General features: G+C 67.7%; 23 protein-coding genes and 3 tRNA genes. 14 read left to right on the top strand and 12 right to left on the bottom strand.

Annotated elements, in window-relative coordinates:
- Positions 1–20: 20 nt before the first annotated feature.
- From ACWDR4_RS11930 to ACWDR4_RS11920, 3 genes are all read right to left on the bottom strand, one after another.
- Positions 21–93, bottom strand: a tRNA-Gly gene (locus ACWDR4_RS11930).
- An 80-nt stretch (positions 94–173) separates the two neighbouring features.
- A tRNA-Gly gene (locus ACWDR4_RS11925) sits at positions 174–245 on the bottom strand.
- Between the two features lie 142 nt (positions 246–387).
- On the bottom strand, positions 388–705 hold the full coding sequence (locus tag ACWDR4_RS11920) for a histone-like nucleoid-structuring protein Lsr2 (protein WP_369037066.1): 318 nt from the start codon (positions 703–705) through the stop codon (positions 388–390).
- Between the two features lie 392 nt (positions 706–1,097).
- Between ACWDR4_RS11920 and purS the strand changes: the two genes are divergently transcribed.
- The 4 genes from purS to ACWDR4_RS11900 all read left to right on the top strand — a co-directional run bounded on the left by purS (position 1,098) and on the right by ACWDR4_RS11900 (position 4,626).
- Complete coding sequence (purS, locus tag ACWDR4_RS11915; protein WP_235476986.1) at positions 1,098–1,361, top strand: phosphoribosylformylglycinamidine synthase subunit PurS; 264 nt, start codon at positions 1,098–1,100, stop codon at positions 1,359–1,361.
- Positions 1,358–2,038 carry a phosphoribosylformylglycinamidine synthase subunit PurQ gene (purQ, locus tag ACWDR4_RS11910; RefSeq protein WP_450407070.1) on the top strand — a complete coding sequence of 227 codons (681 nt, stop codon included), beginning with the start codon at positions 1,358–1,360 and terminating at the stop codon, positions 2,036–2,038. Before purS ends, purQ begins: the two co-directional genes overlap by 4 nt.
- Positions 2,035–4,293 carry a phosphoribosylformylglycinamidine synthase subunit PurL gene (gene purL, locus ACWDR4_RS11905; protein ID WP_450407068.1) on the top strand — a complete coding sequence of 753 codons (2,259 nt, stop codon included), beginning with the start codon at positions 2,035–2,037 and terminating at the stop codon, positions 4,291–4,293. Before purQ ends, purL begins: the two co-directional genes overlap by 4 nt.
- 87 nt (positions 4,294–4,380) lie before the next feature.
- Positions 4,381–4,626 carry a hypothetical protein gene (locus ACWDR4_RS11900; protein WP_450407066.1) on the top strand — a complete coding sequence of 82 codons (246 nt, stop codon included), beginning with the start codon at positions 4,381–4,383 and terminating at the stop codon, positions 4,624–4,626.
- Positions 4,627–4,669: 43 nt separating this feature from the next.
- Here the strand turns inward: ACWDR4_RS11900 and ACWDR4_RS11895 are convergent, their stop codons facing one another.
- The 3 genes from ACWDR4_RS11895 to ACWDR4_RS11885 are packed head-to-tail and all read right to left on the bottom strand — an operon-like array spanning position 4,670 to position 6,546.
- Positions 4,670–5,155 carry a Uma2 family endonuclease gene (locus ACWDR4_RS11895; RefSeq protein ID WP_450407088.1) on the bottom strand — a complete coding sequence of 162 codons (486 nt, stop codon included), beginning with the start codon at positions 5,153–5,155 and terminating at the stop codon, positions 4,670–4,672.
- Positions 5,110–5,991 (bottom strand): GNAT family N-acetyltransferase, encoded by an 882-nt coding sequence (locus ACWDR4_RS11890; RefSeq protein WP_450407063.1) that lies wholly within the window; start codon positions 5,989–5,991, stop codon positions 5,110–5,112. The genes ACWDR4_RS11895 and ACWDR4_RS11890 overlap by 46 nt, the downstream gene beginning before the upstream one ends.
- A 3-nt stretch (positions 5,992–5,994) precedes the next feature.
- Positions 5,995–6,546 carry a hypothetical protein gene (locus ACWDR4_RS11885; protein WP_450407060.1) on the bottom strand — a complete coding sequence of 184 codons (552 nt, stop codon included), beginning with the start codon at positions 6,544–6,546 and terminating at the stop codon, positions 5,995–5,997.
- A 212-nt stretch (positions 6,547–6,758) separates the two neighbouring features.
- Here ACWDR4_RS11885 and ACWDR4_RS11880 point away from each other — a divergent pair, with 212 nt between their 5' ends.
- The 3 genes from ACWDR4_RS11880 to ACWDR4_RS11870 are packed head-to-tail and all read left to right on the top strand — an operon-like array spanning position 6,759 to position 8,064.
- The gene (locus tag ACWDR4_RS11880; protein ID WP_450407058.1) at positions 6,759–7,655 is read left to right on the top strand and encodes a helix-turn-helix domain-containing protein; all 897 of its coding nucleotides are present in this window, start codon (positions 6,759–6,761) and stop codon (positions 7,653–7,655) included.
- Complete coding sequence (locus tag ACWDR4_RS11875; RefSeq protein ID WP_450407055.1) at positions 7,652–7,870, top strand: DUF397 domain-containing protein; 219 nt, start codon at positions 7,652–7,654, stop codon at positions 7,868–7,870. Before ACWDR4_RS11880 ends, ACWDR4_RS11875 begins: the two co-directional genes overlap by 4 nt.
- Positions 7,867–8,064 carry a DUF397 domain-containing protein gene (locus ACWDR4_RS11870; RefSeq protein ID WP_450407054.1) on the top strand — a complete coding sequence of 66 codons (198 nt, stop codon included), beginning with the start codon at positions 7,867–7,869 and terminating at the stop codon, positions 8,062–8,064. The genes ACWDR4_RS11875 and ACWDR4_RS11870 overlap by 4 nt, the downstream gene beginning before the upstream one ends.
- Before the next feature lie 231 nt (positions 8,065–8,295).
- Here the strand turns inward: ACWDR4_RS11870 and ACWDR4_RS11865 are convergent, their stop codons facing one another.
- Positions 8,296–8,574, bottom strand: coding sequence for a type II toxin-antitoxin system Phd/YefM family antitoxin (locus ACWDR4_RS11865; protein ID WP_450407052.1), 279 nt, complete (start codon positions 8,572–8,574; stop codon positions 8,296–8,298).
- A 112-nt stretch (positions 8,575–8,686) separates the two neighbouring features.
- On the opposite strand from ACWDR4_RS11865, the gene ACWDR4_RS11860 reads away from it, so the two are divergent.
- From ACWDR4_RS11860 to purM, 4 genes are all read left to right on the top strand, one after another.
- Entirely contained in the window at positions 8,687–9,493 is an 807-nt protein-coding gene (locus ACWDR4_RS11860; RefSeq protein WP_450407049.1) for a sterol carrier family protein, read from the top strand.
- A 111-nt stretch (positions 9,494–9,604) separates the two neighbouring features.
- Positions 9,605–10,441 (top strand): META domain-containing protein, encoded by an 837-nt coding sequence (locus ACWDR4_RS11855; protein WP_450407046.1) that lies wholly within the window; start codon positions 9,605–9,607, stop codon positions 10,439–10,441.
- Positions 10,442–10,535: 94 nt separating this feature from the next.
- Positions 10,536–12,065, top strand: a complete 1,530-nt coding sequence (purF, locus tag ACWDR4_RS11850) for an amidophosphoribosyltransferase (RefSeq protein WP_450407043.1) — start codon at positions 10,536–10,538, stop codon at positions 12,063–12,065.
- Positions 12,066–12,125: 60 nt separating this feature from the next.
- Positions 12,126–13,205 carry a phosphoribosylformylglycinamidine cyclo-ligase gene (gene purM / locus ACWDR4_RS11845; RefSeq protein ID WP_450407040.1) on the top strand — a complete coding sequence of 360 codons (1,080 nt, stop codon included), beginning with the start codon at positions 12,126–12,128 and terminating at the stop codon, positions 13,203–13,205.
- A gap of 246 nt (positions 13,206–13,451) precedes the next feature.
- Here purM and ACWDR4_RS11840 read toward each other — a convergent pair whose 3' ends face one another.
- Together ACWDR4_RS11840 and ACWDR4_RS11835 are read right to left on the bottom strand one after the other, a co-directional pair.
- Positions 13,452–13,715: a DUF3073 domain-containing protein gene (locus ACWDR4_RS11840; RefSeq protein WP_105975228.1), complete on the bottom strand. Its 264-nt coding sequence runs from the start codon at positions 13,713–13,715 to the stop codon at positions 13,452–13,454.
- Between the two features lie 288 nt (positions 13,716–14,003).
- On the bottom strand, positions 14,004–15,104 hold the full coding sequence (locus ACWDR4_RS11835; RefSeq protein ID WP_450407037.1) for a Leu/Phe/Val dehydrogenase: 1,101 nt from the start codon (positions 15,102–15,104) through the stop codon (positions 14,004–14,006).
- Positions 15,105–15,338: 234 nt separating this feature from the next.
- Between ACWDR4_RS11835 and ACWDR4_RS11830 the strand changes: the two genes are divergently transcribed.
- Positions 15,339–16,193 (top strand): hypothetical protein, encoded by an 855-nt coding sequence (locus ACWDR4_RS11830; RefSeq protein ID WP_450407034.1) that lies wholly within the window; start codon positions 15,339–15,341, stop codon positions 16,191–16,193.
- Between the two features lie 535 nt (positions 16,194–16,728).
- Entirely contained in the window at positions 16,729–16,935 is a 207-nt protein-coding gene (bldC, locus tag ACWDR4_RS11825) for a developmental transcriptional regulator BldC (protein WP_003949541.1), read from the top strand.
- Between the two features lie 421 nt (positions 16,936–17,356).
- Here the strand turns inward: bldC and ACWDR4_RS11820 are convergent, their stop codons facing one another.
- From ACWDR4_RS11820 to hrpA, 3 genes are all read right to left on the bottom strand, one after another.
- Positions 17,357–17,545 carry a DUF6274 family protein gene (locus tag ACWDR4_RS11820; RefSeq protein ID WP_450407032.1) on the bottom strand — a complete coding sequence of 63 codons (189 nt, stop codon included), beginning with the start codon at positions 17,543–17,545 and terminating at the stop codon, positions 17,357–17,359.
- Positions 17,546–17,698: 153 nt separating this feature from the next.
- Positions 17,699–17,773, bottom strand: a tRNA-Asp gene (locus tag ACWDR4_RS11815).
- Between the two features lie 94 nt (positions 17,774–17,867).
- Complete coding sequence (hrpA, locus tag ACWDR4_RS11810; RefSeq protein WP_450407030.1) at positions 17,868–21,938, bottom strand: ATP-dependent RNA helicase HrpA; 4,071 nt, start codon at positions 21,936–21,938, stop codon at positions 17,868–17,870.
- A gap of 24 nt (positions 21,939–21,962) precedes the next feature.
- On the opposite strand from hrpA, the gene coaA reads away from it, so the two are divergent.
- Positions 21,963–22,931, top strand: a complete 969-nt coding sequence (gene coaA, locus ACWDR4_RS11805) for a type I pantothenate kinase (RefSeq protein ID WP_450407086.1) — start codon at positions 21,963–21,965, stop codon at positions 22,929–22,931.
- Positions 22,932–22,966 lie beyond the last annotated feature (35 nt).

Raw genomic sequence — 22,966 nt, 5'->3', positions numbered from 1 at the left:
ACCGGGGCCTTCGACTGCTGAGCGGACGACCAGGTTCGAACTGGCGACCTCAACCTTGGCAAGGTTGCGCTCTACCAACTGAGCTACGTCCGCATTGCCTCCAGTCGGCTTTCACCGACTGGCGCGGGCACCAGCCTACCTGATCCACAAGAGTGGTCAGGCCGACGATGCAGAGCGGGTGACAGGAATTGCACACTGCGCCTTCCCCCTGGAAGGGGGATGTTCTGCTACTGAACTACACCCGCAAGCCTCCGTGAGCCGGGCCTTTCGGCCTTGCCCCTCGGCGTGCTCCAGACTCTAGCTGATCAGCAGGGGGGCAACGCAAGTCGGTTGCGCCGAGGGGCTCCTGAGGCACCGCGCGGGGTACTGCGGGGTGCTGCGGGGGTACTACTGCGCGGCGGTGAAGGCCTCGTACACCTTCTTGGGGATGCGCCCGCGGGCCGGCACGTCGAACTTGTTGGCGAGGGCCCAGGCCCGCACCGCCGACGGGTCGGGGGCGACCTCCGTCTGCTTGTACGCCTTGCCGGAGCGCGACCGCTTGCGGCCGGCCTCCACGTACGGCTCCAGGGCCTTACGCAGTTTCTTGGCATTGGTTTGATTCAGGTCGATCTCGTACGACTTGCCGTCAAGTCCGAAGGCGATCGTTTCCGCCGCTTCCGAGCCGTCGATGTCGTCAGAGAGTGTGACCACGACACGCTGAGCCACGAATATCGGTCCCTTCGTGCGACACCTCTGCCGCGACGTGCGAAGACGTCGGGAGGTGCCGAAAGATCTCGGTTGTCCGACTGTTATTGGGCAAAGTATCGGCTAATGCCTTTTCCTTTGTACAGTGCCCGGCATTGCAATGGGAAGCCCGACTAAATCTGTCCGCGTGTCTCCCCCGCAATAGACATCCTGGTTGTGAACCAGGATCTTTCCCAGAATTTTTCGTCATGGCACCGCTCCGATACCGGATCGTGATGCCGTCCTCCCGGTTTTCCGTAGATTCCTACGAATCTACCCGCGTAGAAATTTTGTACGGGTAGTCTGAACCCATCTGTAGGAACCTCGCCAACCCGCCAGGAACCTTGCTCAGCACCACAACACCGGGAGTGCCAGTGGCACGCGTCGTAGTCGACGTCATGCTCAAGCCGGAGATCCTCGACCCCCAGGGCCAGGCGGTGCAGCGTGCACTGCCGCGTCTCGGTTTCGACGGTGTCTCCGACGTACGTCAGGGAAAGCGATTCGAACTGGAAGTTGACGGACCGGTGGACGACGCCGCGCTCGCCCGCATCCATGATCTTGCGGAATCCTTCCTCGCCAACACCGTGATCGAGGACTTCACCGTGAAGGTGGAGGAGATGGTGGGGGAAGAGAAGTGACTGCTCGTATTGGAGTCGTCACCTTTCCGGGTTCCCTGGACGACCGGGACACTCAGCGCGCGATCCGTCTCGCCGGTGCCGAGCCGGTAGCTCTCTGGCACAAGGACAAGGACCTCAAGCAGGTCGACGCGGTGGTTCTGCCGGGCGGATTCTCGTACGGCGACTATCTGCGCGCGGGTGCCATCTCCCGTTTCTCGCCGGTGATGGAGTCGGTCATCGAGCAGGCGAAGTCGGGCATGCCGGTCCTCGGCATCTGCAACGGCTTCCAGATCCTCACCGAGGCGCATCTCCTCCCGGGCGCGATGCTCGGCAACAACCACCTCCACTTCATCTGCCGCGACCAGAAGCTGCGGGTGGAGAACGCGGACACGGCCTGGACCGTCGACTACGACGCCGACCAGGAGATCCACATCCCGCTGAAGAACATGGACGGCCGGTACGTCGCCGACGAGCACACGCTCGACGAGTTGGAGGCGGAGGGCCGGGTCGTCTTCCGGTACCTCGACTTCAACCCGAACGGCTCGCTGCGCGACATCGCCGGCATCACGAACGCCGCCGGAAACGTCGTAGGCCTCATGCCGCACCCGGAGCACGCCGTGGAGCCGCTCATCGGGTCCGGCCGCACCGACGGCCTCCCCTTCTTCACCTCGATCCTCAAGAAGCTGGTCAACGTATGAGCCGGACGCCTCTGGACACGGTCGAGCACGCGGCCGAGACCCCCGACGTCGAGCTGCCCTGGGCCGAACTCGGCCTGAAGAAGGACGAGTACGAGAAGGTCGTCGAGATCCTCGGCCGCCGCCCGACCGGCGCCGAGCTGGCCATGTACTCGGTCATGTGGTCCGAGCACTGCTCCTACAAGTCCTCGAAGGTCCACCTCCGCCAGTTCGGCGAGAAGGCCCCGCAGTCCGACGCTCTCCTCGTCGGCATCGGCGAGAACGCGGGCGTGGTCGACGTCGGCCAGGGCTACGCGGTCACCTTCAAGGTCGAGTCGCACAACCACCCGTCGTACGTCGAGCCCTACCAGGGCGCGGCCACGGGCGTCGGCGGCATCGTGCGCGACATCATCGCGATGGGCGCGCGGCCGGTCGCGGTCGTGGACCCGCTGCGCTTCGGTGCGGCCGACCACCCCGACACCAAGCGCGTCCTCCCGGGCGTGGTGGCGGGCATCGGCGGCTACGGCAACTGCCTCGGCCTCCCGAACATCGGCGGCGAGGTCGTCTTCGACGCCTGCTACCAGGGGAACCCGCTGGTCAACGCCGGTGCGATCGGCGTCATGCGGCACGAGGACATCCACCTGGCGAAGGCGTCCGGCGCGGGCAACAAGGTCATCCTGTACGGGGCTCGTACGGGCGGTGACGGCATCGGCGGCGCGTCGATCCTGGCGAGCGAGACGTTCGACGACGCCAAGCCGAGCAAGCGCCCCGCCGTTCAGGTGGGCGACCCCTTCCAGGAGAAGCTCCTCATCGAGTGCACTCTGGAAGCCTTCAAGGAGAAGCTGGTCGTCGGTATCCAGGACCTGGGTGCGGCGGGCCTGTCGTGCGCCACGAGCGAGCTGGCGTCCAACGGCTCCGGCGGCATGCGCGTGACCCTGGACGACGTACCGCTCCGCGACTCCACGCTCTCTCCCGAGGAAATCCTCATGAGCGAGTCGCAGGAACGCATGTGCGCGGTCGTGGAGCCGGAGAAGGTGGACCGGTTCCTGGAGATCTGCGACAAGTGGGATGTCATCGCCACGGTGATCGGTGAGGTCACCGACGGCGACCGCCTCGAGATCTTCTGGCACGGCGGCAAGATCGTCGACGTCGACCCGCGTACGGTCGCGCACGACGGCCCGGTCTACGAGCGCCCGTACGCCCGCCCGGACTGGCAGGACGCCCTCCAGGCGGACGACGCCAACAAGCTTGCGCGCCCGGCGAGTTCGGATGAGCTGAAGGCACAGGTAGTCCAGCTGGTGTCGTCCCCGAACCAGGCGTCCAAGTCCTGGATCACCTCCCAGTACGACCACTTCGTGCAGGGCAACACGGTGTTGGCCCAGCCCGAGGACTCCGGGATGATCCGCGTCGACGAGACGACCGGCCTCGGAGTCGCCATCGCGACGGACGGCAACGGCCGCTACGCCAAGCTGGACCCGTACGCGGGCGCTCAGTTGGCGCTGTCGGAGGCGTACCGGAACGTGGCGACGACGGGTGCGAAGCCCCTCGCGGTGTCGGACTGCCTGAACTTCGGTTCGCCCGAAGACCCGGCGGTGATGTGGCAGTTCGCGGAGGCGGTACGTGGACTCGCGGACGCCTGCCAGCAGTTGGGCACCCCGGTGACCGGCGGCAACGTCTCCCTCTACAACCAGACCGGCGATGTCGCCATCCACCCCACGCCCGTCGTGGCGGTCCTGGGCGTCATCGACGACGTGGCGCGACGCACTCCGGTGGCGTTCCAGGAGGAGGGGCAACTGCTGTACCTCCTCGGGGACACGCGCGAGGAGTTCGGCGGCTCGGCGTGGTCGCAGGTCGTGCACGACCACCTGGGCGGCCTGCCGCCCAAGGTCGACCTGGAGCGGGAGCGGCTCCTGGCCGAGATCCTGATCTCCGCCTCCCGTGACGGCATGATCGACTCCGCGCACGACCTGTCGGACGGCGGTCTGATCCAGGCGGTCGTCGAGTCGGCGCTGCTGGGCGAGAAGGGCGCGCGTCTGGTCGTACCGGACGGGCTCGACGCCTTCACCCTCCTCTTCTCGGAGTCGGCGGGGCGTGCGGTGGCGGCCGTCCCGCGCTCGGAGGAACTCCGCTTCAACGACATGTGCGGGGCGCGGGGGCTGCCGGTGACGCGGATCGGTGTCGTCGACGGCGACTCCATCGAGCTGCAGGGCGAGTTCACGCTCACCCTGGCGGAACTGCGCGAGGCGCACGAGGGGACGATTCCGGCGCTGCTGGCGTAGTCGCCTTTGGTTGTACGAGGTCGAGGTCCCGCCCGGGTTTGGGCGGGACCTTCTCGATTGCTGATCAGGGGGCGTATGGGTTACGGGATGTTCTCGTTCGGCGTGCTGGCCTTGCTGCTGCTCGCGCTCGCCCTTGCCTGGGTCGTCGTCGGGGTGCACGCCCTGCTCCTCGGCCGAATGCCGGGCGAGTGGCTGTCGCGGCGAGTGAGGCAGCCCAGACTCTGGGGAGCAGGCGCCGTTCTGATGGTCGTCAGCGGGTACACCGGGTCACCGTCACTGCTCGCCGTTGGCGTCGGCCTGGTCGCGCTGGGGCACGTCATGAAGTCCCGGTGATGAGCGGACAGTTGGCGTGACGCAGGCTGTGCACGCGTACGGCTCACCGCACGTAGTCCTTGAGGATCTCCGTGTCCAGCTCGATGCCGATCGGGTCGGGAAGGGCCACCTTCTCGCCGAACTTCGCCGTGCGAATGTCGCGGTAGCCGCCGACCTGCCGGTCCGGGGAGCTGTGCACGGTGACGGTGCAGGAGTCCCGGTCGATCAGGAGGTACAGCGGGATGCCGGACTGGCCGTACGCGGCCGGCTTCTCGTGGCGGTCCCGTCGGTCGGTGTCCGAGTCGTACGAGGTGACCTCGACGACCATGAGAGCCCCGTCCGGGTCGGCCCATTCACCGTGCCCCGCGAAGTGGGCCTCGGGTGCGAGCACAGCGTCCGGCTTCGCTCTGCCTTCCCGGTCCGCCTCCACCGGCGGAGGCGATCGTCTCGAACTCCTCCACCGACATCTGGGACGTGCGCCCGGCCATTGCCGTGATCCTGCACCTACTTCGGTTCGGCATCGGCATACGCGAAGTCGTACGCGCCCCAGTCCGTGAGCAGCCGGTAGCCGATTCGCTTGTACAGGGCGTTGCTCGTGGGGTTGTTCGGGTCCGTGTACAGCACGACGTCCGTGGCGCCCGCCTCCAGCGCCGCCCGGGTCACCTCGACCGTCACGGCAGCCGCGTAACCGCGACCGCGCAGGTGGGCCGGGGTGTAGACGGGGTCCACCCGGACCTGGCCGCCCACCAGGGGGTTCACGCCCGCCATGGAGACGGGTGTGCCGTCCGGGGTCTCCCAGTAGGTGTAGGTCTTCTCTCCGAAGCGGGTGCCGGACCAGGTGTCGGCGTTGATGGTGACGTCCTCCCCGAAGAACTCCGCGGCCTCACGGCACCACTGCATCAGGTGCTCATGGTCCGCCTCGCCCACGAGTCGGCCTCGACCCGTCGGCACCGGCTCCGGCGGGATGAGGGTGCCGAGGCGGTACAGGTGGATCCGGGTACTGAATGTCGGCGTCACTCCCGTGTGCCGCTGCCAGGCCTCGGCGAAAACGGTGGCGGTGTCGATGTCCCCGCCGACGCCCGGGGGCCGGTGACCGAGGGCGACCAGATGGGCGGCGAGACCGTCGGCCTGCTCGGGGGTGAGGGAGGTGACGCTCAGGCGCTTCTGCGGGGTGAGCCGGAGGAAGGCGGCGGTGACCTCGCCGTCCTGCTCCAGCCGGCCGAAGACGGGGTCCTGGGCGGTGCTCGCGCCCGGCCCGCCTGTGCGCACCTGCTCGATGGTCGTCAGCGCGGTGGTGTGCAGAGCGGGCCGTGAGCGCAGGAAATCCCCGGCCCGGTCGAAGAATTCATGGACGTCTTCGGTGAGGTACCAGCCATCCGATCGCATGCCTCATGGTTTCGGATCTACGCCGCCGCCAGCAACGCGATTGCCGTCGAGGACCGGCGAAGAATGGCTGGTTGACGCGGCGCAGGCCGCGCACGCGTACGTGGTCCGACCAGGCCCGGTGCCCTGGTCGGCCGTGCCCAGGGCGACCAGCGGGGCGTTGCCGGGCTGTTGGCAGAGGGCACAGATGTGGGCCCTGCGGAGGCACGCGGAGCACATACGGCCGGTGTTTTCGAGGGTGCCATAGCGCAGGAACGGGGCGCGGCCGACCTTGCAGACGTCACAGAGTGGCTCGTTCTCGACGTCGGCGGAGACATCGCTCACGCGGCACTGGCGCTCGGTGGAGTCGGCGAGCCGTACCCAGAGGAGGTCGTCCTCGCCACCGGCCTCCGGGTAACCGGACCCGACCTGCACGACGACGCCCTCGACGGGCTCGGGCACCTCGCGCTCACGGAGGAAGGGCGGGACGAAGGCGGTGCCTTGGACCCGGTCGCCCAGGATGAAGGGGACGTCGGTGAGGGCGCGGTTTCGGCGGCGGGGCTCAGGGGTGGTGGTCATGGGGACAACGGTTCCGTCGATCCAACGGCTACACAATCGAACGAGGGAATCCCACGCGAAGTGGTATATGCCTGAAAGTCGGGAAGTGCCTGCGGGAGGTGGGCTGATGCTGTCACACTCTGGGCACGGACAGTGATTTGCCCGGCACGGGCAGCCAACTGGCAGGCATCGACGTACGGTTGACCTGCTTGGCCGCGAAAGGAACGGACACGGTGGCAGCGAAGACGGGGCCGACGATTCGGCGAATGCAACTCGGCCAGGAGTTGCGGCGGTTGCGCGAGCAGGTGGAGCGGGAGGACGGCACGGGGCGGGGGTTGACGAGGATCCAGGCGGTCAAGGGGACGAGCGTCTCGGAGTCGACCTTGCACCGCGTGGAGAAGGGGCTGACCAGCCTTCCCAAGGTGCAGGAGCTGAGGGAACTCCTGGACCGGTACGGCGTGACGGACCCGGACGACGTGGACTTCCTGCTGGACATCCACAAGAACTCGCTGAACCGGGGCTGGTGGTCGCCGTACCGCAGCTTCATGCCGTCGGGGTTCAGCATGAGCGTGGGGTTGGAAGGCGATGCCAAGATCCTGCGGATCTACCAGCCGAGCGTGATGTTCGGTCTGTTCCAGACCGCTGGCTACGCGCGGGCCATGTTCGAGACCGCCAAGCCCGTGGACGAGCGGAACACCGAGTTCGTCGAGCGGAACGTCGAGATCCGTGTGCGGCGCAAGGAGGCCATCACGCGCAGCGAAAACCCGGTTGAGGTCCACGCGATCCTCGATGAGGCTGCCGTCCGTCGCGTCTACGGAGGCCCGGAGGTGATGCGCGAGCAGTACGAGCACCTGATCGAGCTGACGAAGCTGGAGCACGTGACTATGCAGATCCTCCCGTTCGCCGAGCCCGTATACCGCGCCACGGAGAACTTCACGCTGATGGAGTTCGAGTCACCGCTGCCCACTCTGGTCAGCGTGGACGCGCACGACGGAGTGAGCGTTACAGACAAGGACACGGAGATCTGGCGGCACGCGCGCCGATTCGACGCCATGCGGGCCGGGGCTCCGGGGCCTCGGGAGACACCGCGATTCCTGGAACGACTAGCACGAGAGTTGAAGCATCCATGAGCACCCACCCCAACGCCCTCGAACTGGCCGCAGAGCACGCGTGGTTCAAGTCCTCGTACAGCGACGACCAGGGCGGAACCTGCGTTGAGGTCGCCAACGTCATCCCGACTCATGTCGCCATCCGTGACTCCAAGTGTCCTCAGGGTCCGGCCCTGTTGCTGCTGGCGAGTTCCTTCGCGACGTTCGTCGAACTTGCGAAAGTAGAGCGACCGTGAGAATCCAGGACCCCGCCTGGTTCAAGTCCTCGTACAGCAGCGACGCGGGCGGCAGCTGCGTCGAGATAGCCCCCCTCGCCTCAGCTCATGTCGCCCTCCGCGACTCCAAGTTCCCCGAGGGCCCCACCCTCGCCCTCCCCCCGTCGGCCTTCACGGCGTTCGTGTCCCACGTCCGTCAGGAGCGCCACCCGTAGGCAGAGAGGAGCGCTACGGAACCTGCCGACAACACGGTAGTCACCGACTCTGAGTCGCCAGCGGGCGTCGTGCCCTTGGAGCGCCTTGACGTCGAACGCGCTCGTGTCCCCCGAGTCCATCGCCTTCTGGAGTTCGGCGAGGCGATGCAGGATGCGCAGGGCGTCAGGGCGCGGGATTTTCAGCATGTCCCGCTGGGCGTGCGGCGTGAAGCGCGTGGCGTATCCCATGGGTCAGTCCTGGGCGCGGAGCAGGGCGGCCATCTCTTCGAGTGAGACCGAGCCTTCCGTGCCTTCGGACTCCGCTTCGTCAGCCAGCCGGTTCAGCCACGTCTCTTCGGCGTTCTCGGCGATCTGACGCAGCCGCTGGTACTCCTGGATGTCGATCACGACGGCTTCCTGCTTGCCGCGCCGCGTGATGACCGTCGGCGTCTCATCGCGGCGAGCGCGATCGATGACGTCGGCGAGGTGGCTGCGGACCTCGGCCATGGATTCGATCACCGGGTTATTCATGTCATGAATGTAACAGATGTACATGAGCGGTGTCCGATGACTTCTACCTGATTGACCTGATCGAAAGAACCCGAATTCCCGAAGCCCGACCCCGCCGACTACCCTCCCCGCCATGCCACCGGCCAGGAAGCGCCCTCGCACCTACGACCCCGCCAAGACCCGCACCGCGGTCCTCACCCAGTACCGCAACATCCGCACCGCCGTCCGCACCCTCACCCCCGAGCAACTCGCCCTCCCCACCCGCCTCGGGGGCTGGACGGTCCGCGACCTGGCCGCGCACGTCACCATGGCCGTGGAGACCGTCAGCCGCAACCTTGACCGGGACGAGCCGGCGAAGGCCGAACTCGCCCTGCTCGACTGGCCGTTCGCTACTGCCGCCCGCGCCGCCGACATCGCTGGGGGCACCCGCGAGCTGGCCGCCGCCCACCCGGACCTCGATTCCCTGAACGCCCTCTACGCCCTCACCGAACAGCGACTCACCCAACGCCTGGCCACGGCCCCCGGCACTCGCCGGCTCGCCACCCGCACCGGCGCCATCACCCTCGCCGACTACCTGGTCACCCGCACCGTCGAACTGGTCGTCCACACCGACGACCTGAACGACGCCGTCCCGGGCCTCGACATCCCGTACGACCGTCAGGCCCTCGCCACCTGTACCCGCCTCCTCGCGGACACCCTCGCCGCCAAGGCGCCCGGCGGTTCGACGGAGGTCCGCATTCCGCCGTACGCCGTGGTGCAGTGCGTCGAGGGCCCGAGGCACACCCGTGGCACCCCGCCCAACGTCGTCGAGACCGACCCGCTGACCTGGATCCGCCTGGCCACCGGCCGGGTCACGTGGACCGACGCCCTCGACAAGGCCCAGGTCAGCGCGAGCGGCGAACGCGCCGACCTCGGAGACCTGCTGCCCCTCATGTCCTGACGGCAGCCTCCGTACGACGACAAGGCGCCGAACGCACAAGTGACAGCCGGACGGGAACCGCCCACCCGCCCCTTCCGTCCCACCGGCATGAAAAAGCAGCGACTGACGAGCGTGAGCCTCAGCCTCCTGACCCTGACCGTGATCCCCCTCGCCGCGGCCTGCGGCAGCGAGAAGGACGGCGGCGGCAGCCAGACCGTCGGGACAGGGGCGGGGTCGGGAACCGCAGCCCTCACCGACGTCCACTGGACCGTCGACGACCTCACCGCCGACGGTGAGAAGAGCGCGGCCCCCGCCAGTGCCTGGTTGAAGATCGACAAGAACGGCAAGGTCAGCGGCAACCTCGGCTGCAACGGCTTCGGGGCCCAAGCCACCGTCGACGGCACCGAAGTCTCCTTCGCACAGTTCCTGTCGACCGACATGGCCTGCGACGCGATGGGCTTCGAGAACACCCTCACCAAGGCGCTCAAGGACGGCACCCTCACCGCCAAGTCCACCGAAACCGCCAAGAACGCCCAGCAGCTCACCCTCACCACCAAGACCGGCGACACCATCCACCTCACCGAGGAGAAGGCCGCCGCCCTCTACGGCACCAAGTGGACGATCACGACACTCGGTGCCACCAGCGACAGCGACGGCAACGGTGACAGCCAGGCCGTCTCCCCCCTCCCCTCCGGCGCCGACGCCTACCTCGTCCTCGACCAGAAGAAGGGGACCGTCAGCGGCAAGGCCGGGTGCAACAACGTTTCTGCCGATGCGACCGTCAGCGACGGCACTATCACTTTCGGCAGCCCGTCGACCACCCGAAGGATGTGCGACGGCTCACTCATGGAGGCCGAGAACGCACTGCTGGGTCTCTTCGACGGCAAGGCGACATACAAGATCGATCACCGGAGCATGACGCTGACCAGCGAAGACGGCGCCACCGTCAGTGCGACGGCAGCCGATTGAGCCCCTACCGCAGCCGAAGGCCGCGCACCGCCCCCGATCACCGGCCCCCTTCCCTAATTCGGACCAGTGGTCGATCTCGCCTACACTCGGTGCCGTGCCACGTGGTGACGGTCGACTCAGTCATGATCTGCTCCCCGGCGAGAAGGGCCCCCAGGACGCTTGCGGCGTCTTCGGGGTCTGGGCCCCCGGCGAAGAGGTCGCCAAGCTCACTTACTTCGGGCTCTACGCCCTACAGCATCGAGGCCAGGAATCCGCGGGAATCGCGGTCAGCAACGGCTCCAAGATCCTTGTCTTCAAGGACATGGGCCTCGTCTCCCAGGTCTTCGACGAAACCTCACTCGGCGCCCTCCAGGGTCATATCGCGGTCGGTCACGCCCGCTACTCGACCACTGGCGCCTCCACCTGGGAGAACGCCCAGCCCACTTTCCGCGCGACCGGTCACGGCTCCATCGCCCTCGGCCACAACGGCAACCTCGTCAACACGGCGCAGCTCGCCGAGATGGTCGCCGACCTGCCCAAGCAGCACGACGGCCGCACCCCGCGCGTCGCGGCGACCAACGACACCGATCTGCTGACGGCCCTCCTGGCCGCCCAGAACGACGACGACGGCAAGCCCCTGACCATCGAAGAGGCCTCCGCGCGGATACTCCCGCAGGTCAAGGGCGCCTTCTCGCTCGTCTTCATGGACGAGAACACGCTGTACGCCGCCCGCGACCCGCAGGGCATCCGCCCGCTGGTCCTCGGCCGGCTTGAACGCGGCTGGGTCGTCGCCTCCGAGTCCGCCGCCCTCGACATCTGCGGCGCCGCCTATGTCCGCGAGATCGAGCCGGGCGAGTTCGTCGCCATCGACGAGAACGGCCTGCGAACCTCCCGCTTCGCGGAAGCGAAGCCCAAGGGCTGTGTCTTCGAGTACGTCTACCTCGCCCGCCCGGACACCGACATCGCCGGCCGGAACGTGTACCTCTCCCGCGTGGAGATGGGTCGGAAACTCGCCAAAGAAGCCCCTGTCGAGGCCGACCTGGTGATAGCGACCCCGGAATCCGGCACCCCGGCCGCGATCGGCTACGCCGAGGCCTCCGGAATCCCCTTCGGCGCCGGCCTCGTCAAGAACGCCTATGTCGGACGTACGTTCATCCAGCCCTCCCAGACGATCCGCCAGCTCGGTATCCGGCTGAAGCTGAACCCGCTGAAGGAAGTCATCAAGGGCAAGCGCCTGGTCGTCGTCGACGACTCGATCGTGCGCGGCAACACCCAGCGCGCGCTCGTCCGGATGCTGCGCGAGGCGGGCGCGGCGGAGGTCCACATCCGGATCTCCTCGCCCCCGGTCAAGTGGCCCTGTTTCTTCGGCATCGACTTCGCCACCCGCGCCGAGCTGATCGCCAACGGCATGACCATCGACGAGATCGGCACCTCGCTCGGCGCCGACTCCCTCTCGTACATCTCCCTCGACGGCATGATCGAGGCGACCACCATCGCCAAGCCGAACCTGTGCCGCGCCTGCTTCGACGGCGAGTACCCGATGGAACTCCCGGACCCCGAACTTCTCGGCAAGCAGCTCCTGGAGACCGAGCTGGCCGCCGGGCCCGCCGCCACGGCCGCGGCCGACGCGATCCGTCGCCCGTAAGCCCGTAAGCAGCCATAAACCTGCACTACGAGCAGTACGACACGAAAGTTCTCACAAGTCATGCCTGAGACCCCTGGGACCCCTGGTGCGAGCTACGCAGCCGCCGGCGTCGACATCGAGGCGGGCGACCGCGCCGTCGAGCTGATGAAGGAGTGGGTGAAGAAGACGCAGCGCCCCGAGGTCCTCGGCGGCCTCGGCGGCTTCGCCGGCCTCTTCGACGCCTCCGCCCTCAAGCGCTACGAGCGCCCGCTGCTCGCCTCCGCGACCGACGGCGTCGGCACGAAGGTCGACATCGCCCGCCGGCTCGGCGTGTACGACACCATCGGCCACGACCTGGTCGCCATGGTGATGGACGACATCGTGGTGTGCGGCGCCGAACCGCTGTTCATGACCGACTACATCTGCGTCGGCAAGGTGCACCCCGAGCGCGTCGCCGCGATCGTCAAGGGCATCGCCGAGGGCTGCGTACTGGCCGGATGCGCTCTGGTCGGCGGCGAGACGGCCGAACACCCGGGTCTCCTCGGTCCGGACGACTTCGACGTCGCCGGCGCCGGTACGGGCGTCGTGGAGGCCGACCGCCTGCTGGGCGCGGATCGTATCCGTACGGGTGACGCGGTGATCGCCATGGCGGCCTCCGGGCTTCACTCGAACGGGTACTCCCTCGTCCGGCATGTCCTCCTGAACCAGGCAGGTCTGTCCCTGGACGCGCACATCGACGACTTCGGGCACACCCTCGGCGAGGAACTCCTGGTCCCCACCAAGATCTACTCCCTGGACTGCCTGGCCCTCACCCGGACCACCGACGTGCACGCCTACTCGCACATCACCGGCGGCGGCCTGGCCGCCAACCTGGCCCGTGTGATTCCGGACACCCTCCACGCGATCGTCGACCGCTCCACCTGGACCCCGGCCCCGATCTTCGACCTGGTCGGCAAGACGGGCGCGGTGGAACGCCTGGAGCTGGAAAAGACCCTGAACATGGGCGTAGGCATGATCGCCATCGTCCCCGAGGACTCAACAGACGCAGCCCTGACCACCCTGGCAGACCGAGGCGTAGAGGCCTGGGTAGCAGGCGAAATCACAGACCGAGGCAACCACAAGACAGGCGCAGAGCTGGTAGCCGACTACGCCAGTAACTGATCCGGGGACGGCAGGCGGCGCAGCCGCCGCCGTAGGGGCGCGGGGAACGGCGCGAACAACCACAACGCACCCGCCCGATCGACACCAGCCCCCGACCCAATAGGCGCCCGGCCCAGCCCAAGTGGAACGAAAACGCACGAAACCCGGTCCGGCTAAACGCCCCGGACCGGGAGAGGTGCAGCTGATGCCTACAGGTACAGGATCTGTGTCGACATGTTTCAGCGCGCCGCAGGCAGACGTAAAACGTCAAGCACCGCGACGTTGTTGCGACGATGGGCCTGAGGATTGATCGTCCTCATCCTCATCGTCGTCGTTGTACAGATCCGCGTACTGAGCGTACGGGTCGTCTTCTTCCTCGTCGTCGTCCTCGAACGGCTCGCCATTCGGCGGCTGGCTCGAAGTCGAAGCGCCCAGCTCATTGGCCAGACGCGAGAGGTCAGTCCCGCCGCTGCTGTACTTCAGCTGGCGGGCGACCTTCGTCTGCTTGGCCTTTGCCCGGCCGCGCCCCATGGCTCGACCCCCTCGGATACGGGGCTCGGTGGCCCCAGAGTCTTGACACGCGTTCATGATCTGGAACGGGCTCTCCGCAGAGAGACCGGTCCGTAGGGCTTCCACGGTACCTGAGCCCACGCCCATACGGTACGTCGCCCGCAGCACGTGCCGATGCCCAGAACCCGCGAGGTGCCCTGTCCCCGCTGGTCAACCGCGATTTTAACCACTTCTTCGCGGCCGACCCGCCGACGGGAGTGAGAGTTCTCTCCAACACCCCGCCGACAGGTACCTCCGCGCTCCGTGGACCTACCGGTTCCGCCGGGCCTCCGCCATCCGCTGCTCGGCGATCCGGTCGGCCGCCGCGGCCGGCGGAATCCCGTCCGCCTTCGCACGTGCGAATATGGCCAGCGTGGTGTCGAAGATCTTCGCCGCCTTCGCCCTGCACCGTTCGAAGTCGAACCCGTGCAGTTCGTCGGCCACCTGGATCACGCCACCGGCGTTCACGACGTAGTCCGGCGCGTAGAGGATCCCGCGGTCCGCGAGGTCCTTCTCGACGCCCGGGTGCGAGAGCTGGTTGTTGGCGGCCCCGCACACGATCTTCGCGGTGAGCACGGGCACGGTCTCGTCGCTCAACGCCCCACCCAGCGCACAGGGCGCGTAGATGTCCAGCCCCTCGGTCCGGATCAGCGCGGCGGTGTCGGCGACGGCCGTGACCCCGCCGTCCGGGTGGATGGCCAGAATCCGCCGTACGGTGTCCTCCCGTACGTCCGTGATCACGACCTCGGCGCCTTCCTCGCGCAGATGCCGCACCAGGTGGTGCCCGACCTTGCCGACGCCCGCGATACCGACCCGGCGCCCGCGCAGCGACGGATCGCCCCAGAGGTGCTGGGCGCTCGCCCGCATGCCCTGATAGACGCCGAAGGCGGTCAGCACGGACGAGTCGCCGGCGCCGCCGTTCTCCGGGGACCGGCCGGTCGTCCAGCGGCACTCGCGCGCGACCACGTCCATGTCGGCCACATACGTACCGACGTCGCACGCGGTGACGTACCGCCCGCCGAGCGAGGCCACGAACCGGCCGTAGGCGAGGAGCAGTTCCTCGCTCTTGATGACGTCGGGGTCGCCGATGATGACGGCCTTGCCGCCGCCGTGGTCGAGACCTGCCATGGCGTTCTTGTACGACATCCCGCGCGCGAGGTTCAGCGCGTCGGCGACGGCCTCCGCCTCGCTCGCGTAGGGGTAGAAGCGGGTACCGCCGAGCGCGGGGCCCAGGGCGGTGGAGTGGATGGCGATGACGGCCTTGAGGCCGGAGGGCCGGTCCTGGCAGAGCACGACTTGCTCATGACCCCCCTGGTCCGAGTGGAACAGGGTGTGCAGTACATCAGCAGGCGCGCCGGTTACGTCGGTCACTGTGGTGACTCCAGGGTAAGTAGCGGCGGTCGGGGCTGGAGCCCGTACGGGTGGCGGGCTTCCGTGGGCATGAGAGTAAAGCCCCTCCCCGGCCTCCGTACGCCAACCGTTCCCGCAGTGCCAAGGATCACCCACGGGTGACATGGGACCGTACGACGGTTTGCATAATTTTCCCGTGCTGCTGTGTGCTGTTCTCGAGGGTTTTCCTGGTCGTCCAGGGGGGAGGGAGCAGGCGTGCCCAAGGTGTCCTCGGTGATCGTTCCGTACGCGTCCTACTTGCGCGTCTACGAGCCGCTGGCGGCCTTCCCGGAGCCGGAGCGCGGCCACTGGGCGCGCTACGCCCGGCGGCCCGACCGGCCCTCGTACCAGGACGAACTGCGCCGTTCCCTGGCCGACCTGCTGCCCACGCCGCCGGTCGCGGTGCCGGTGCAGGAGAGCGCCGACGCGTTCGTGACCGAGGTCGACGGGGTGGTGTGCGTCTGCCCCTGGCGCACCAGGCTGCGCGGCTGGCAGGCGCTGGGCGAACTGGCCGGGGAACTGCCCCCGCCGGTCCTGGACGCCGTTCTGCCGCCTCTCGTACGCCATCAGGCCACCCAGGACTACGAGCGCTGGCTGAGCCGCAACCCGGACGCCCGCCCATGGATCCGCACGGCGACCTGGGAAGTGCCGCTGAACTGGTTCGTGCTGGTCTCCGACGAGGAGCGCGAGTACGACAAGGGTTCGGGGGCCGACGAGGGCGCGGCGCCGCCCGTGCTGCGCTACCGGACGCCGATGGTCCAGGCGCGGCGGCGCGTGGCGCGGGGGCTGCGGACCCTGCGGGACACCCTCGACGAGGGGCCGCTGATCGACGGGCTGCTGGACGTCGGGCGCTGGCTGGAGGAGTTCCATCCGCGCTCGCTGGTCGAGCTGGACTACGGCGGCCTCGTGCATGTGCTGCCTGCCGGTGAGCTGGCCGGCGACCACTCGGCGGCGGACGTGGCCGAGGGGATCGAGGCGCTGCGCGACGGGGACGGCGAGGCGGCCGGGGAGGCGTACGGGCGGCTCGTGGACCGGTGGCGGGCGGTGCGGGACCGGCGGTCGGCGAACTGATCGCCGGGCCCCTTCCGAACTGACGGTCCGTCAAAGAAGCACTCCCTGGAACGTGAGTTCCATTTTTGTGGGACGCTCTTGGGGCTGCCGTGGGACGTAGGTCCCGATCCGGGCGTTTGTGTCAAGCGTGACGGACCGCACGTACAGGTGGCTTGCGTCCCTTGCCCCTCCTCGTGCCAAAATAGGACAAGGAGTCCGGGGGAGGCTCTATCTGCCCATCTATGGGTGGAATCTCTGCATTGCACGCTATGGGGGGTCTCGTGACTCCTGATCGCCAGTGTGACTGATCGTCACAGTGGCGTGACTGTCCGCTATGGCATGGTCCATTGGCTTCCGTCGCCGATGGACACCTGGGAGGGCAATTCCATCGGTTTGGCCTACGCGGTTGGACAGATGGTGTAGTTGTAGTGCCGAGGACAAGCCGTTCGTCCTATAACCGACTCGACCCGCGTCCGCCATTTCGGGCAACGCGGGTCAAGGTGCAGAATTTAGAGGAATGAACCGAGAAGGTTCGGTTCTCCCGAGGAGGCCGCTCATGACCGCTCGCACCCCTGATGCCGAGCCGCTGCTGACCCCGGCTGAGGTCGCCACCATGTTCCGCGTCGACCCCAAGACGGTCACGCGGTGGGCGAAGGCCGGCAAGCTCACATCCATCCGCACGCTCGGCGGACATCGCCGTTACCGCGAGGCCGAGGTTCGCGCTCTGCTTGCGGGCATTCCGCAGCAGCGCAGCGAGGCCTGACCAACTGAATAGTCGGACGAATCGGCAGGTCCCCCAACTATCGGCCGAGCCGTCCGGCGGCAACACCAGCAGTACCAGCAACGCCAGCAACACCAGAACCAAGGGCTTCAACGACGTGGGTCTGCCCCAACAGGCCTGACGCTCAAGGCAGTTCCATCAGTTCCACAGCTTCAAGCGTGCGTCGTAGAGATCGCGCTGGACTCCGCCGGGTCCAGCGCGATCTTTTTTGTGCCCGTCGTGCGGGGTGGCACGGGGTGGCATGTGGTGCTGTGAGCGGGCTTGTTGGAGCCTGAGGAAGCCGGTGCAATTGCACATATTAAATTGACCAGTTGTAGGAGGTGGGTAAGAACCCACATTTTGAAAACTCATGCGGTGACACCCGTCACACACCGCACACCTTGTTGACGGAGTGGCAGCAGTGCTATTGGGGCGCGGTGTTGGCACGGGGTGCCTCGTCCGCCTCGGCCTCCGTGTCCGAGTGCTCCATGGCGAGCCGCTGCAGTCGGTGGCAGATCGGACAGCGCCGCGTGAGATGGCGGTACCCGCTGGCGGCCGACAGATGTGCCCGAAGCAGAGCACGCGTCTCATGCCGCCGCGTGGACGCCGCCATACGCCACCTCCAGAAGGGGGACAGAGCAACGAGGCCCTGCTCTCTGGGTACCGGGGGAGGGCGGTGTCGTCAAGAAGACGGCGTCGGCCTGGCGGGGCATCGAGGCGCACGAAAAAGAGCCCGGGTCGATGACCCAGGCTCTCTTCAGTGATGCGGTCCTGACGGGATTTGAACCCGCGGCCTCCACCTTGACAGGGTGGCGAGCACTCCAAACTGCTCCACAGGACCAGGTTTCGCGGCACTTGATGTTGCGCTGTGCTGCGAAAAGAGACTGTACAGGAGGGGCAGCCCAGGGGCGAACTCACCCAGCGTGCCGGGGGCGTTACGGCGCCTGCGCGTCGATCGCCTTCACGATCCGCTTGTCCGACACCGGGTACGCCGTCCCCAGCGCGTGGGCGAAGTAGCTGACGCGGAGTTCCTCGATCATCCAGCGGATGTCGAGTACCGCCGAGGGCACCGGCCGGCCCTGCGGCAGCTGCTCAAGGAGCCACGCGTACTCGTCCTGCATCTCGTGCACCTTCTCCATGCGGGTGGTGTCCCGCTGGACGTTGGTGGGCATCTGCTGCAGGCGCCGGTCCACGGCGACGAGGTAGCGCATCAGGTCGGGCAGCCGGCGCAGACCGGCCGCCGTCACGAAGCCGGGCCGTACGAGGGCGTCCAGCTGCTTGCGTACGTCCGTCAGGTTCGGGAGGAGCACAGCGCTCCGTACGCCCTTCAGGCGGCGCTCACAGGCCTGCCAGGCGGCCAGCACCTGCTGCACCTGGCCGACCGCGCGGACGGTCGTGTCGACGATCTCCGCGCGGACCTTGTCGTACAGCTTCCGGTGCGACTCCTCGTCCCATGCCGGGCCGCCGAAATCGGCGATCAGCTTGTCGGCCGCGGCCATCGCGCAGTCGTCGAAGAGGGCCTGGATCGAACCGTGCGGATTGGCCGACAGCGCGAGCTTCTGAGCATTGGTCAACTTCTCGGAAGCGAACTTCGCAGGGTTGACCGGGATGTTGCGCAGAATGAGCCGCCGGCTGCCCTTCCACATCGCCTGCTGCTGCTCCGCCTCGGTGTCGAAGAGGCGTACGGAGACGGTGTCGCCGTTGTCGACCAGCGCCGGGTACGCCTTCACGGGCTGGCCGGCTCTGCGCGTCTCGAAGAGGGGTGCGAGGGTCCCGATGGACCAGTCCGTCAGGCCCGTCCGCTCCAGGGACTCGCCGCCCGCGCGCTCGGCGGTGGCCGCCGCGGCCTGGGAGATGGCCTGGCGGGCCTTCGGCTTGAGCTGGAGGCGCAGTACCTCAAGGTCCTTGTCCTCGGCGAGCTTGCGGCGCCGCTCGTCGACGATCCGGAAGGTGACGCGGAGATGGTCGGGGACCCGGTCCTGGTCGAAGTCGTCGGCGGAGAAGGGGACTCCGACCATGAGCCTCAACTCGCGGGCCATGGTGGTGGTCAGGGGCTCCTGGAGGGGGGTCGCGGTGTCCAGGAAGCGCTTGGCGAAGTTGGGCGCCGGGACGTAGTGGCGGCGGATCGGCTTCGGGAGGGAGCGGATGAGTTCCGTCACCAACTCCTCCCGCAGGCCCGGGATCTGCCAGTCGAAGCCTTCGTCCGTGACCTGGTTCAGCACCTGGAGCGGGACGTGGACGGTCACACCGTCGGCGTCCGCACCCGGCTCGAACTGGTACGTCACCCGGAACTTGAGCTCGCCCTGATGCCAGGCGTCGGGATAGTCGTCCTTGCTGACGTCCCCGGCGCGCTCGTTGATGAGCATCGCCCGCTCGAAGTCGAGGAGTTCGGGCTCCTCATGCTGCTTGTGCTTCCACCATGAGTCGAAGTGGGCCCCGGAGACCACGTGTTCGGGGACCCGCTGGTCGTAGAAGTCGAAGAGGGTCTCGTCGTCCACGAGGATGTCCCGGCGCCGGGCCCGGTGCTCCAACTCCTCGACCTCGGTGAGGAGTCGGCGGTTGTCGGCGAAGAACTTGTGGTGTGTCCGCCAGTCGCCCTCGACCAGCGCGTTCCGGATGAACAGCTCCCGGGACACCTCCGCGTCGATGCGCCCGTAGTTCACCTTCCGCTGGGCGACGATCGGTACGCCGTACAGCGTGACCTTCTCGTACGCCATCACGGCCGCCTGGTCCTTCTCCCAGTGCGGCTCGCTGTACGTGCGCTTGAGGAGGTGCTCGGCGAGGGGCTCGACCCACTCGGGTTCGATGCGGGCGTTGACGCGGGCCCACAGCCGCGAGGTCTCGACAAGCTCCGCCGACATCACGAAGCGCGGGGGCTTCTTGAACAGGGCGGAGCCGGGGAAGATCGCGAACTTGGCGTTGCGGGCCCCGACGTACTCGTTCTTGCCGGAGGCGGCGCGGGGGCTGTCGCCGGTGGTGGTGGAAGATCCGGTTCCGGCCGTCGCGCCCTTTGTCGGTACGTCCTTCATCCCGATGTGGGAGAGGAGGCCGGCCAGGAGGGAGACGTGGACGCTCTGCTCGGGGGCGTCGTCCTCGTTGAGGTGGATGCCCATCTGGCGGGCCACGGTACGGAGTTGGCTGTAGATGTCCTGCCACTCACGGATGCGCAGGAAGTTCAGGTACTCCTGCTTGCACATCCGCCGGAACGACGACGAGCCGCGCTCCGCCTGCTGCTCACGGACGTACCGCCAGAGGTTGAGGAAGGCGAGGAAGTCGGACGTCTCGTCGCGGAAGCGGGCGTGCTGCTGGTCGGCCTGCGTCTGCTTCTCGGCGGGGCGTTCGCGCGGGTCCTGGATGGAGAGCGCGGCGGCGATCACCATGACCTCGCGGACACAGCCGTTCTTGTCGGCCTCCAGGACCATCCGGGCCAGCCGGGGGTCGACGGGGAGCTGCGCGAGCTTGCGGCCGGTGTCGGTGAGGCGCTTGCGGGGGTCCTTCTGGGCCGGGTCGAGGGCGTTGAGTTCCTGGAGGAGCTGGACGCCGTCGCGGATGTTGCGGTGGTCCGGCGGGTCGATGAAGGGGAACTTCTCGATCTCGCCAAGACCGGCCGCGGTCATCTGGAGAATGACGGAGGCGAGGTTCGTACGGAGGATCTCGGCGTCCGTGAACTCCGGGCGGGCCTCGAAGTCGTCCTCGCTGTACAGCCGGATGCAGATACCGTCGCTGGTCCGCCCGCAGCGGCCCTTGCGCTGGTTGGCGCTGGCCTGGGAGATCGCCTCGATGGGGAGGCGCTGGACCTTGGTGCGGTGGCTGTAGCGGGAGATGCGCGCGAAGCCCGGGTCGATGACGTACTTGATGCCGGGGACAGTGAGCGAGGTCTCGGCGACGTTGGTCGCCAGAACGATCCTGCGCCCGGTGTGCTGCTGGAAGACGCGGTGCTGCTCGGCGTGCGAGAGCCGGGCGTAGAGGGGCAGGACTTCGGTGAACCGGTAGTTCTTCTTGCCGAGCGCATCGGCGGTGTCACGGATCTCGCGCTCGCCGGAGAGGAAGACGAGGATGTCCCCCTTGCCCTCGCCCTGGAGTTCCTCGACGGCGTCGCAGATGGCGGTGATCTGGTCGCGGTCGGAGTCGTCGGAGTCCTCTTCGAGGAGGGGCCGATAGCGGACCTCGACGGGATAAGTACGCCCGGAGACTTCCACGATGGGTGCGTCGCCGAAGTGCCGGGAGAAGCGCTCGGGGTCGATGGTCGCGGAGGTGATGACGACCTTCAGATCCGGCCGCTTGGGGAGGAGCTGGGCGAGATACCCGAGCAGGAAGTCGATGTTGAGGGACCGCTCGTGGGCCTCGTCGATGATGATCGTGTCGTAGGCGCGCAGCTCGCGGTCGGTCTGGATCTCGGCGAGCAGGATGCCGTCGGTCATCAGCTTGATGAAGGTGGCGTCCGGGTTCACCTGGTCGGTGAACCGCACTTTCCAGCCAACGGCTTCACCGAGGGGCGTGTCGAGTTCGTCGGCTACCCGCTCGGCGACGGTACGGGCGGCGATACGACGGGGCTGTGTGTGCCCGATCATGCCGCGTACGCCGCGCCCGAGTTCGACGCAGATCTTCGGGATCTGGGTGGTCTTGCCGGACCCGGTCTCACCGGCCACGATGACGACCTGGTGATCGCGGATGGCGTCCGCGATGACGTCCTTCTTCTGGCTGACGGGGAGTTGCTCGGGATAGCTGACGGAGGGCACACGTGTGCGCCGCTCGGCCATCCGCAGCTCACCCTTGGCGACCTCGGCCTCGATCTCGGAGAGGACGGCGGCACGGGCTTCCGGCTTATGGATCTTGCGCGCACCTTCGAGCCTGCGCCCGAGCCGGTGCGCGTCGCGCAGGGACAGCTCGGTCAGGCGGGGGGCGAGATCGCCGAGGGTGCCGGTGGCACTGACGCCGGTGGGACGGGTGCCGGTGGCACTGACGTCGGGGCCGTGGCCGGGGGCGGAGGCGGGATGCGTAGACATACGCTGATCTCTCCGGTCTCCTCGATGCCCCGGAGCGCCCACCGGCAGCGGCCGGAGGCGACTCCCTACGTCGACCTCACCCGTGCCGAGTGGAGTGCGCTGCGCGACAAGACGCCGCTCCCCCTCACCGCCGAGGAGGTCGAGAAGCTGCGTGGTCTGGGCGATGTCATCGACCTCGACGAGGTGCGGGACATCTACCTCCCGCTCTCCCGCCTCCTCAATCTCTACGTCGGCGCCACGGACGGCCTAAGGGGTGCCCTGAACACCTTCCTGGGCGAACAGGGCACCCAGACCGGCACCCCGTTCGTCATAGGGGTCGCGGGGTCCGTGGCCGTCGGGAAATCCACCGTCGCCCGTCTCCTCCAGGCCCTGCTCTCCCGCTGGCCCGAACACCCGCGCGTGGAACTGGTGACCACGGACGGCTTCCTGCTCCCCACGGAGGAGCTGACGGCCCGTGGCCTGATGTCGCGGAAAGGTTTCCCCGAGTCGTACGACCGCCGGGCCCTCACCCGCTTCGTGGCGGACATCAAGGCCGGGAAGGACGAGGTCACGGCCCCCGTCTACTCCCACCTCATCTACGACATCGTCCCCGGCGAGAAGCTCACGGTCCGCCGCCCCGACATCCTGATCGTCGAGGGCCTGAACGTCCTCCAGCCCGCCCTCCCCGGCAGCGACGGCCGCACCCGCGTCGGCCTCGCCGACTACTTCGACTTCAGCGTGTACGTCGATGCCCGCCCGGAGGACATCGAGCGCTGGTACCTCAACCGCTTCCGACGCCTGCGCGAGACGGCGTTCCAGAACCCGTCCTCGTACTTCAGGAAGTACACCCAGGTATCGGAGGAGGAGGCCCTGGAGTACGCCCGCACCACCTGGCGCACCATCAACAAGGTGAACCTCCTGGAGAACGTGGCCCCCACCCGGGGCCGCGCCACCCTGATCATCCGCAAGGGCCCGGACCACAAGGTGCAGCGCCTCAGCCTGCGCAAGCTGTAGCCGCAAACCTCGCCAAGCACAGCCCGGTCACCCTG

The organism is Streptomyces sp. NPDC000878, from assembly GCF_053599695.1.
Note: the sequence above shows the minus strand (reverse complement) of the source record. Positions and strands in the feature narration are given on the sequence as shown.

Coding starts and splice junctions, on each gene's coding strand:
- purL (WP_450407068.1), top strand. CDS start 2,035: ATGAGCCGGACGCCTCTGGACACGGTCGAGCACGCGGCCGAGACCCCC.
- ACWDR4_RS11900 (WP_450407066.1), top strand. CDS start 4,381: ATGTTCTCGTTCGGCGTGCTGGCCTTGCTGCTGCTCGCGCTCGCCCTT.
- ACWDR4_RS11890 (WP_450407063.1), bottom strand. CDS start 5,991: ATGCGATCGGATGGCTGGTACCTCACCGAAGACGTCCATGAATTCTTC.
- ACWDR4_RS11885 (WP_450407060.1), bottom strand. CDS start 6,546: ATGACCACCACCCCTGAGCCCCGCCGCCGAAACCGCGCCCTCACCGAC.
- ACWDR4_RS11875 (WP_450407055.1), top strand. CDS start 7,652: ATGAGCACCCACCCCAACGCCCTCGAACTGGCCGCAGAGCACGCGTGG.
- ACWDR4_RS11865 (WP_450407052.1), bottom strand. CDS start 8,574: ATGAATAACCCGGTGATCGAATCCATGGCCGAGGTCCGCAGCCACCTC.
- ACWDR4_RS11860 (WP_450407049.1), top strand. CDS start 8,687: ATGCCACCGGCCAGGAAGCGCCCTCGCACCTACGACCCCGCCAAGACC.
- purM (WP_450407040.1), top strand. CDS start 12,126: ATGCCTGAGACCCCTGGGACCCCTGGTGCGAGCTACGCAGCCGCCGGC.
- ACWDR4_RS11840 (WP_105975228.1), bottom strand. CDS start 13,715: ATGGGGCGCGGCCGGGCAAAGGCCAAGCAGACGAAGGTCGCCCGCCAG.
- bldC (WP_003949541.1), top strand. CDS start 16,729: ATGACCGCTCGCACCCCTGATGCCGAGCCGCTGCTGACCCCGGCTGAG.
- ACWDR4_RS11820 (WP_450407032.1), bottom strand. CDS start 17,545: ATGGCGGCGTCCACGCGGCGGCATGAGACGCGTGCTCTGCTTCGGGCA.
- hrpA (WP_450407030.1), bottom strand. CDS start 21,938: ATGTCTACGCATCCCGCCTCCGCCCCCGGCCACGGCCCCGACGTCAGT.
- coaA (WP_450407086.1), top strand. CDS start 21,963: ATGCCCCGGAGCGCCCACCGGCAGCGGCCGGAGGCGACTCCCTACGTC.